Consider the following 9,799-nt stretch of genomic DNA (forward strand, 5'->3'; position numbering starts at 1 on the left):
TGATATATCACCCATACAATTTTTATTAACATAACCTATCATTATCAATAGTTAACGATGCTAAAAATTTCGTTATGGGGTAATTAAAACTATTAGCTTGATAGGGATGGGATAGACCCCTTAACTTTAGCAAAAATAAAAAAACATATGTTAACAGTTAATGAAGAAGGGATTACAGCAGAGGTGCTAAGTTCAATGGTAGGCGTAAGCCGATCAACTGCAAGGCGTTATTTAGAGTATTTGATATCTGGGAAGAAAGTCCACGCAGAGCTAATATATGGAAGTGTTGGGAGACCGGAGAGACGTTATTTTCTTGTTTCTTCATAATAAAAAACAGTAGAGGATTTTATTCCTTCTACTGTTTTTTTTTGCATCTTATATTGGAATAATCCCAATTACAATTCCGGTAATTAACATAACCATTGTCGTTCCAACGGCCCATAATAAAGTGAAGCGTTGATGTTCACCGAAATCAACTTTTGCCATTCCGACCAATAAATAAGTGGAAGCGACAAGAGGACTTAATAAGTGAACGGGTTGCCCAAGTAAGGAAGCACGCCCCATTTCAGCTGCACTAATTCCGTAAGTAGCAGCAGCTTTCGTCAAAATAGGTAATACCCCGAAGTAAAATGCATCATTAGACATGAAAAATGTGAATGGCATACTGAGAAGTGCTGTAATAATTGGCAATTGTGGTCCAAGTGCATCTGGTATAAGAGTTACTACACTGTTAGCCATTGCATCTACCATTTTTGTTCCAGATAAAATACCAGTGAAAATACCGGCAGCAAATACGAGAGAAACAACTGCTAATACATTCCCAGCATGAGAAGCAATACGTTCTTTCTGTTGCTCTAAGTTTGGATAGTTAATCATAACAGCGATAGCAAAAGCGACTGTAAATAAAACAGGTAACGGCATAACTTCTAGTATGAGACAGACAAGTAATGTGGCGGTTAATAAAAAGTTAATCCATAGAAGTTTAGGGCGTTTATGCACTGCTGCTTCGACAGTTGCAGCTTGCTCATCCATTGTTTGCATTTGTTTTAAATACTGTACATCCATAATTCCTAAACGTTTTCTTTCTTTTTTTCCAAGATAGTAGGCAACGAAAACAACCCAAATTGCACCAGCAATCATTCCTGGAATAAGAGGTGTAAATAATTCGGAAGCCTCAAGTCCAAGTGCGCTCATAACACGAGCTGTCGGTCCACCCCAAGGTGTAAGATTTGTTACCCCTGCCCCTAACATAACAACTCCAGCTAATATGAGGGGGTTCATTCCAAGGCGCTTATATAGTGGATACATTGCGGAAACTGTAATCATGTATGTTGTTGTACCATCACCATCTAGAGAAACGATAATAGTCAATATAGCCGTTCCGACAACGATTTTTAAAGGATCTCCTTTTACAAATTTTAAAATCTTACTAATGACAGGATCGAATAAACCGCTATCAATCATAATCCCAAAATATAAAATAGCGAACATAAGCATAATACCAGTAGGTGCTAATTTTTGAATCCCCTCTAACATCATAGGCCCCATATTGGCATAGAATCCGCCAATTAATGCAAAAACACTCGGAATTAATATTAATGCTACTAGCGCTGACATACGTTTCGTCATAATTAAAAACATAAAGACAAATACCATCGCAAATCCAAGTAGTGCTAACATGTAATTTCCCCCTTAAAAGAATGATTGCGCTTTCAAAATAGAATAAAAATTCAGAAAAAGGTTTTTTATTTATAATAAAAGCATCTATTCAAATGGTAAATAATTTGAAAAATAACATCATTAGAAGCATAATTTTTATTTTGTTCATTTTGTTCACGGTAGTTAATTTGAATTTTTAAAAAGTAAGCTGCTTCTCGTAAGAATGGTAGAATAAGATGAAAATAGTGAAGTGTGAAATAGGGAGTAGATGTTATATGAAAACGAGAATTGAAGAGATTTATAGCTCTTATGAAGGAAAAGTAGAGGAGATTTTTATTAATGAATCTTCTTACGTATATGAATGGGAAAAATTACTGATGATCCGAAAAAATGACGGTGAGCTTAAAAAAATTGCAGTCGGGATTAGTGGAAATATAAGATTGGTAAATGTAGAAGTTGGACAGGAAATTAGTGCGGATACATTATTAGTTAAATTAGAAGATGATTTGTTAATTACAGGTTGCGAGTGATGAGAGATGTGTAGAAATAACTACACATCTTTTTTTGTTTCCTATATTACAAAAAGCACATTGTTTTTTCACAAATCTCACACAACCTTTTGGTATTCTTTTCGTGGAGTATACGGTTTCTAGGGAGGAATATTGATGAAAGTAAAATATGTCGTACTTGCTATATGTTTATGTTTCGTATTTACGGTAGTCGGGTGTGGGAAAAAGGAAACAGCAGCTGTTGCCATTGATGAGAAACATGATAAATGTGATATTTGCCAAATTGGGGTAACAGATAATCAATTTGCAACAGAAATTATTTTAGAAAATGGAAAAGCGTTAAAGTTTGATGATATCGGTTGTATGTATAAATGGATGGAGATCAACTCAGATGAAAAGACGAAAGAGAAATTTGTCCGAGATTATGATTCGAAAGATTGGATTTCGTTAGAAGACGCTACTTACGTATATGATAAAACAATAACGACACCGATGGCTTATAATGTCATCTCATTTAAAAATAAAAAAGATGCAGAGAGCTTTGTATCTAACTATAAGGGGAAAGTTCTTTCGTATAAAGAGCTAGCAGAGCATAAATGGGAAATGAATAAAGAGATGATGGGGAAACCGAAGGCAGGAAATCATGGTGGACATCATTAATAATAGAAAAAGACAACTATATAGTTGTCTTTTTCTATTATTACTCAGGTGCAAATATAGAAAAGGTGTAAAATTTTTAGAAGAACGGTTACAATGGAATATAGTAACCTAAAGCAATCATTTATCCCGCATTAACGGGCGGTAAGATCCCCACCTCAAAATTTAGTGAAAGCAAAGAAGTTAGGTGGAGTCGGGCTGCCCGTAAAAGCCCAACTGGTGTGGGCTAATAATTAGTGGTGGATGAACAAAACCCCCACTAATTAAAGTTTCACTTTATGTACTTTTTAGAAATGTATACAAATGCGGTAAAAACGTGCTAAACTAATTGCTTCATAATGTTAATGATGGGGCCATCAGGCGTATCATTTCAATAGGTTGAGAAACATAGTATAAGCTTAAGATAATCCGATTAAAGAAGGAATCTAAAGGGCTTATGGATAAATGTACTCAAGAAGAGTTATTGTATGTGATGGAGGAATGGTTAAGAAAACATTATCTTTCATAGGAGCTGTAGTTGTGAGAAAACAAAAAATTTTATTATGTATTTTATTAGGACTTTTAATGACGGTAGTGGCTTGCGATAAGCAAGAAGAACCAGAATCGAAACCGGTTCATGTGAAAAATGAGAAGAAAAAAGAGAAGCATAAAGAACAGGAAGAATCTAAAGAAGAGAAAAGTATAAATTTAATGGACAAACAGTTGTTACTTTCAGCTACTCTTGGAGACACAGAGACAGCTATGAAGTTGATTCAGGATGGAGCGAATATAAACGTAGAAGGTGACAACGGAGAAACGCCTGTCCTTGCAGCGACGTACCAAAATCATGTAGAGACAGTTAAAGCATTAATTGGTGCAGGTGCTAATATTGAAATTAAAGATGAGAAAAAAAGTAATCCACTTCTTTATGCAAGTAGAGAAGGATATACGGATATTGTAAAAGTATTAATTAATGCAGGAGTTAATACGAAAGAAACGACTAGGTCAGGTGGGACAGCACTTATTTCTGCATCTGAGCGTGGCCATGTAGAGGTTGTTAAAGAATTATTAGAGCATACAGATATTGATGTGAATTATAAAAATGAACGTGGTGGAACAGCGTTATTAGAAGCAATTGTATTAGGAAATGGTAGTGAAAACCATAAGAAAGTAATTCAATTACTTATTGATCACGGTGCAGATGTAAACATGGCTAACAAGGAACATCTGACACCACTGCAATACGCTGAAAAAAGAGGTTTTAAAGATATTGTAAATATGTTGAGGGTAGCTGGAGCGAATGAAGTAGTACAGCCACAACAACCAGTAGAGTAAAAAACGAAAAATAATCCCATTTAGATAGACAGAATGAAGAAATCAGTTAGTATGATGGATTCAGTAATGTGTATTTGAATGGGATTTTTATTTTGAACATGAAAAATAGATTATGAATGGATGGTAAATGGAGTAAATAAGGAGGCAACCTTATTTGGCAATTGTAAAAAATGAAAAAGTAGTTTCTGTTTGTTGCAGTGCCAGAAGTACGCCCGTAGCTGCTGAGGCAAGTGTGGAAACTTTAGCTGAGTTTCAAGGGAACGGATATGGTACTGATGTTGTTACAGCCTAGGCCATATCAATACAAGAGAAAAGGCGCATTCCACTTTATAGTACTGCTTGGGATAACTTTAGTTTGCAAGCAGTGGCAAGCAAACTAAAAATCATTAACTATGGAATGAATTTACATATTGATTGAATTTTAAGTATTGTTTCGTTCTATTTATTTATATTTTAATATCTAGATTAATGTAAATAATGATATGGTGAATATTAACATTCGATTAACACCTAATTAACAATCTATCAAAACTGACTTAATAAATGCGTAATATAGTAAAGGTAACAAAATAACTAGGGTAGAGAACATTTGAGAACACCCACTTACATATAATGTGCCACTTTCTTAGGTGTGCTCTATTCCCTAGAGTTCAAATAAGGAGAAAGGCGTTCTATGTAAGTAGGTGTTTTTAGTTTGGATAAAAATAGAACAGTTAGGTGGAATAAATGTTTAAAGAACCTTATATTGCGATGATAAAGGATTGGAAAGGATACAAAGCATACAAAAAATTGCCGAAAACAGTTTTTCTTATGACTGGTTCAATGCTGGAATTACCAGAGCGTGTATATGAATTGCAGAAACATGGACATGATGTATTTCTTCATTGTGATTTTATACAAGGCTTAAATACGAATACAGAGGAAGCGCTTTTGTATATTCAAGATGTTATCGGGGCACAAGGTATTATTTCAACAAAGGGTTCAACAATTCGAAATGCTAATAAAATTGGATTGAAAACAATTCAACGTATTTTTATTGTAGATACTTTATCTCTTACTAAATCAATTGAAAATTGTAAAACGACTAAACCAAATGCAGTAGAGATTATGCCGGGGATTATGCCTTCTATTATTAAGCAACTAGTAGAGGAAATAGAGTTTCCTATTATTGCAGGAGGGCTGATTCAAACGCGAGAAGATGCGGAAATTGCAATTCGTGCAGGAGCAAGTGCGATTTCAACAAGTCATTATGAAGTATGGATACAAGAAGAAAAAAGGAGTGCAACCTTGTGATTGAATTGAAAAATGTTTCAAAGGTATATAAAAATGCAGAAGAGACAGCGGTTAAAGGCGTATCGGTTCATATTAAGAAGGGTGAATTTTTTGTTTTAGTTGGACCTTCGGGATGCGGGAAAAGCACATTATTACGAATGATCGCTGGCTTAGAAGAGATTTCTTCAGGAGATTTAATTATTAATGAACGTGTTGCAAATGATCTAGAGCCGAAAGACCGTAATCTATCAATGGTATTTCAAAATTATGCATTATATCCACACTTATCTGTAGAAGAAAATATTTTATTTGGACTTAAGGTAAGAAAAGTACAAAAAGAAGAGCGACAAAAGCGATTAATGGAAGCTATTGAAATGGTAGGACTGAAAGAGTATGTGAAAATGAAACCAGGCCAATTATCAGGCGGACAAAGACAGCGTGTTGCACTTGCCAGGGCAATTGTGAGTCAAGCGCCAATCTGTTTAATGGATGAACCACTTTCGAATTTGGATGCGAAATTACGTGCGCAAATGAGAATTGAAATTAGAGAAATTCAGCAGCGATTAGGAATTACGATGATTTACGTTACCCACGATCAAATAGAAGCGATGACTATGGGTGATCGTATCATGGTTTTAAATAAAGGAAGTATACAGCAAGTTGGAACACCACTTAACATATATAACGAACCAGCAAACGAATTTGTTGCAAGCTTTATAGGTTCTCCTTCTATGAATATAAATGATGGGGAAGTAAATAAAGAAAAAGGTGTATTGCATATAGGACAATTGCAAATTCCATTACCTATTAGACAGTTAAAGCAATTACCAGAAGGAACAATTCGCATAGGCATGCGCCCTGAGCATATTGCACTGTCTGAGGAGGGACAAGAAGTGACGTTGCAATCTGTAGAAGTATTAGGGAATGAATCTATATTGAACTTTGCGGTAAATGGAACAACTTGGAGTGCGAAAGTTATCGGACAGTTACTCCTGAACAAAGGTGACAAAGTAAAATTATTATTCTCGCAAGAAAAGTTATGCTTCTTTAACGAAAACACGAATGAACGCTTAAAAGTGGTAGCTGAAGAAGAGTTGAAAGTGGTGGCGAAATAATGATCGAAGTAAGTAAGTTACCAGTTCAAACAAAGGTGTCAAAAAAGAAAAAATTATGGGAGAGAACGAAAGATTTAAGAATAGGATTATTGTTTTTGGCGCCATCTATTTTGCTATTTTCGATTTTTCTGTTCTATCCATTGTTTAGGACGATTTATTATAGTTTTTATTTAACCGATATACATGGAGAAGCTAATCTTTTCGTTGGCTTAGAAAATTATCAATATTTATTCTCTGATCCAGCCTTCTACAAAAGTATAAAATCAACTTTATTATTTGTTTTATATACAGTTCCTACGAGTATTATATTTGCTTTGTTTCTTGCATTGATTGCAAATGGAAAGGTAAGAGGTATTGGGTTATTCCGAGTTCTGTTTTCTTCGACGATGGGAATATCAGTAGCTGCTAGTGCAGTGATTTGGCTATTTTTATTTCATCCAAGTGTAGGATTATTTAATAATATATTAGCCTCTATGAACCTTCCTGCAATCGCATGGTTAACGAGTCCGGACTGGGCACTATTCTCTGTATCAGTTACAACAGTTTGGGTGAATACAGGTTTTGCATTTTTAGTTATATTAGGTGGTTTACAAAATATTGATACGTCTTTATATGAGAGTGCATCTATAGATGGCGCTAGTTATTTATATAAGCTTCGCCGTGTTACATTACCGATGCTATCACCAACTTTATTCTTTATTGTAACAGTAACATTAATTAGTGCGTTCCAAAGCTTTGGACAAATTGATATTTTAACGCACGGTGGACCAAATGATGCAACGAATTTAATTGTGTACTCGATTTACAAAGAGGCGTTTGTGAATCATCAATTTGGAACAGCGAGTGCACAAGCGATGGTATTATTTGTTTTCATTTTCGTTGCTACATTACTTCAATTTAAGTTTGCTGAGAGAAAGGTGCATTATAAATGATTGTTAAACAGTGGAAACAAAATTTCCTATTATACATGCTACTCATTATTAGTGCAGTGATGGTATTTTTTCCTGTACTGTATGCATTTTTAATAAGCTTTATGACACCAGACGATATTCAAATGAGAAGGTTATTTCCGACCCAGTTTACTTTTGATAATTTCATTAATATTTTTCAAAAAGTACCGCTTTTTACATACTTATATAACAGTTTAATTGTATCGACAGTCGTTATGATTGGACAACTTATCGTATCAAGTTTAGCAGCTTATGCTTTTGTTTTTCTTCAGTTTAAAGGGAGAAACTTAATTTTCTTCCTGTTTATTTCAACGATGCTTATTCCGTGGGAAGCAACGATGGTGCCTAACTTTTTAACGATTCAAAACTTTGGCTGGATCAATAGTTTCGCCGGGATGACAGTGCCGTTTTTTGCAACAGCTTTCGGTATTTTCTTGTTACGCCAACATTTTATGACACTCCCGAATGAACTGAAAGAAGCTGCTTTTATTGAAGGGATTGGAAATATAAGATTTTTATTCAGCGTTGTAATACCGTATTGTAAAACGAGTTTTATTACGCTTGGAGTATATAGCTTTTTAACAACATGGAATATGTATTTATGGCCACTTTTAGTGACCACTGATGAAAAAGTAAGAACAGTGCAAATCGGTGTAAAGCAGCTTCAGTCTCAAGAAGTTGCAACTGATTGGGGAAGCGTAATGGCCGGTGTTACGGTTATCGTTATTCCAACATTGATTTTACTATTTTTAGGGCAAAAGCAATTACAACAAGGATTAACAAAAGGTGCAATTAAATAACTAAGAGAAGGTGGGATTTAAATGAGTCTAGTTAAAAAAGGTGCTGCTCTATTAATGGTAGCAACAATGGCATTATCTAGTGCAGCTTGTTCAAATAGTAAAACAGAGGGAAAACCTGAAGCACAGGCAAAAGTAGCACCGGTTGAAAAAAATGGTGATAAAATTGTAATTCGCTTCTGGCATGCGATGGGTGGAAAAACACAAGGAGTATTAGATGGTCTTGTTGCAGACTATAATAAGTCGCAAAATAAATATGAGATAAAGGCAGAGTTCCAAGGGACATATGAAGAGTCTTTAACGAAATTTAGAACGATGTCTGCAACGAAAGAAGCGTCAGCTCTTGTTCAATCGAGTGAAATTACAACGAAATATATGATTGATAGTAAAAAAATCACACCAATTGATAGCTGGATAAAAAAAGATAAGTACGATACGTCAAAATTAGAAAAAGCAATTACAAATTATTATTCAGTTGATGGAAAAATGTATTCTATGCCATTTAATTCATCTACACCAGTATTAATTTATAATAAAGATGCTTTCGCAAAGGCGGGCTTAGATCCAGAGAAAGCTCCAAAAACATATGCGGAATTACAAGAAGCAGCGAAAAAGTTAACGATTAAAGAAGGCGGAAATGTAAAACAATATGGATTCTCCATGCTTAACTACGGTTGGTTCTTTGAAGAATTGTTAGCGACACAAGGTGCTTTATATGTAGATAACGAAAACGGCCGTAAAGATGCTGCAAAGAAGGCGGTATTCAACGGTAAAGAAGGACAGAAAGTATTTGGAATGTTAGATGATTTAAATAAAGCTGGCGCCCTTGGAAAGTATGGAGCAAGTTGGGATGATATTCGTGCCGCGTTCCAGTCTGGACAAGTTGCTATGTATTTAGATTCTTCAGCAGGTGTTCGTGATTTAATCGATGCATCTAAGTTTAATGTAGGTGTTTCATATATTCCGTATCCAGAGGATTCGAAACAAAATGGTGTTGTTATTGGTGGAGCATCATTATGGATGACGAATATGGTTTCAGAAGAAACGCAACAAGGTGCTTGGGACTTTATGAAATATTTAACGAAGCCAGACGTACAAGCAAAATGGCATACTGCAACAGGTTATTTCTCAATTAATCCAGATGCATATAATGAGCCATTAGTAAAAGAGCAATATGAAAAATATCCACAGTTGAAAGTAACAGTAGATCAATTGCAAGCGACGAAGCAATCTCCAGCAACACAAGGGGCTTTAATTAGTGTATTCCCAGAATCACGAGATGCAGTTGTAAAAGCATTAGAAGCGATGTATGACGGGAAGAATAGTAAAGAAGCGTTAGATGAAGCTGCCAAAGCAACAGATAGAGCAATTAGCATTTCAGCTCGTACGAGTCAAAAATAAGAGAAAGCCGTATCCTTAATGTACTGACCCCTGTCAAGTAGACAGTAATTAAAACGCATAGTTAAGAAGCCTGAGTTCGATATTCGTATGGACTCAGGTTCTTTAATTTTTTCTGAAAACGATGG

The 9,799-nt window shown here is 35.1% G+C and carries 9 protein-coding genes and 2 pseudogenes; 10 read left to right on the top strand and 1 reads right to left on the bottom strand.

The features are described from left to right. Positions 1 to 108: 108 nt before the first annotated feature. Positions 109 to 327: pseudogene (locus MR168_RS30425) on the top strand (response regulator); the annotation flags it as partial. A gap of 48 nt (positions 328 to 375) precedes the next feature. Here the strand turns inward: MR168_RS30425 and MR168_RS30430 are convergent. Then, positions 376 to 1,680: a CitMHS family transporter gene (locus MR168_RS30430; RefSeq protein WP_000880474.1), complete on the bottom strand. Its 1,305-nt coding sequence runs from the start codon at positions 1,678 to 1,680 to the stop codon at positions 376 to 378. A 254-nt stretch (positions 1,681 to 1,934) separates the two neighbouring features. Between MR168_RS30430 and MR168_RS30435 the strand changes: the two genes are divergently transcribed. The 9 genes and pseudogenes from MR168_RS30435 (at position 1,935) to MR168_RS30475 (ending at position 9,674) form a co-directional block, all read left to right on the top strand. After that, positions 1,935 to 2,189 (top strand): hypothetical protein, encoded by a 255-nt coding sequence (locus MR168_RS30435; protein ID WP_000857376.1) that lies wholly within the window; start codon positions 1,935 to 1,937, stop codon positions 2,187 to 2,189. Between the two features lie 135 nt (positions 2,190 to 2,324). Then, positions 2,325 to 2,828 carry a nitrous oxide reductase accessory protein NosL gene (locus MR168_RS30440; protein WP_000865665.1) on the top strand — a complete coding sequence of 168 codons (504 nt, stop codon included), beginning with the start codon at positions 2,325 to 2,327 and terminating at the stop codon, positions 2,826 to 2,828. Between the two features lie 441 nt (positions 2,829 to 3,269). Next, the gene (locus MR168_RS30445) at positions 3,270 to 4,139 is read left to right on the top strand and encodes an ankyrin repeat domain-containing protein (RefSeq protein ID WP_000287336.1); all 870 of its coding nucleotides are present in this window, start codon (positions 3,270 to 3,272) and stop codon (positions 4,137 to 4,139) included. 142 nt (positions 4,140 to 4,281) lie between these two features. Further along, positions 4,282 to 4,557 (top strand): annotated as a pseudogene (locus MR168_RS30450) (GNAT family N-acetyltransferase); the annotation flags it as partial. A gap of 308 nt (positions 4,558 to 4,865) precedes the next feature. Then, complete coding sequence (locus MR168_RS30455) at positions 4,866 to 5,432, top strand: glycerol-3-phosphate responsive antiterminator (protein ID WP_000472003.1); 567 nt, start codon at positions 4,866 to 4,868, stop codon at positions 5,430 to 5,432. Beyond that, positions 5,429 to 6,526 (top strand): ABC transporter ATP-binding protein, encoded by a 1,098-nt coding sequence (locus tag MR168_RS30460; protein WP_140159402.1) that lies wholly within the window; start codon positions 5,429 to 5,431, stop codon positions 6,524 to 6,526. The genes MR168_RS30455 and MR168_RS30460 overlap by 4 nt, the downstream gene beginning before the upstream one ends. Next, on the top strand, positions 6,526 to 7,458 hold the full coding sequence (locus tag MR168_RS30465) for a carbohydrate ABC transporter permease (protein WP_000573797.1): 933 nt from the start codon (positions 6,526 to 6,528) through the stop codon (positions 7,456 to 7,458). The genes MR168_RS30460 and MR168_RS30465 overlap by 1 nt, the downstream gene beginning before the upstream one ends. Beyond that, positions 7,455 to 8,276, top strand: coding sequence for a carbohydrate ABC transporter permease (locus MR168_RS30470; RefSeq protein WP_000635946.1), 822 nt, complete (start codon positions 7,455 to 7,457; stop codon positions 8,274 to 8,276). The genes MR168_RS30465 and MR168_RS30470 overlap by 4 nt, the downstream gene beginning before the upstream one ends. A gap of 21 nt (positions 8,277 to 8,297) precedes the next feature. Beyond that, the gene (locus tag MR168_RS30475; RefSeq protein ID WP_086412410.1) at positions 8,298 to 9,674 is read left to right on the top strand and encodes an ABC transporter substrate-binding protein; all 1,377 of its coding nucleotides are present in this window, start codon (positions 8,298 to 8,300) and stop codon (positions 9,672 to 9,674) included. Positions 9,675 to 9,799 lie beyond the last annotated feature (125 nt).

Source organism: Bacillus cereus group sp. BfR-BA-01356, from assembly GCF_022663635.1.
GTDB classification, from domain to species: Bacteria; Bacillota; Bacilli; order Bacillales; family Bacillaceae_G; genus Bacillus_A; species Bacillus_A cereus.

What these genes read in the sequence shown, in the direction of transcription:
- MR168_RS30430 (WP_000880474.1), bottom strand. Translation starts at nt 1,680, where the DNA reads ATGTTAGCACTACTTGGATTTGCGATGGTATTTGTCTTTATGTTTTTA.
- MR168_RS30435 (WP_000857376.1), top strand. Translation starts at nt 1,935, where the DNA reads ATGAAAACGAGAATTGAAGAGATTTATAGCTCTTATGAAGGAAAAGTA.
- MR168_RS30440 (WP_000865665.1), top strand. Translation starts at nt 2,325, where the DNA reads ATGAAAGTAAAATATGTCGTACTTGCTATATGTTTATGTTTCGTATTT.
- MR168_RS30445 (WP_000287336.1), top strand. Translation starts at nt 3,270, where the DNA reads ATGTACTCAAGAAGAGTTATTGTATGTGATGGAGGAATGGTTAAGAAA.
- MR168_RS30455 (WP_000472003.1), top strand. Translation starts at nt 4,866, where the DNA reads ATGTTTAAAGAACCTTATATTGCGATGATAAAGGATTGGAAAGGATAC.
- MR168_RS30465 (WP_000573797.1), top strand. Translation starts at nt 6,526, where the DNA reads ATGATCGAAGTAAGTAAGTTACCAGTTCAAACAAAGGTGTCAAAAAAG.
- MR168_RS30470 (WP_000635946.1), top strand. Translation starts at nt 7,455, where the DNA reads ATGATTGTTAAACAGTGGAAACAAAATTTCCTATTATACATGCTACTC.
- MR168_RS30475 (WP_086412410.1), top strand. Translation starts at nt 8,298, where the DNA reads ATGAGTCTAGTTAAAAAAGGTGCTGCTCTATTAATGGTAGCAACAATG.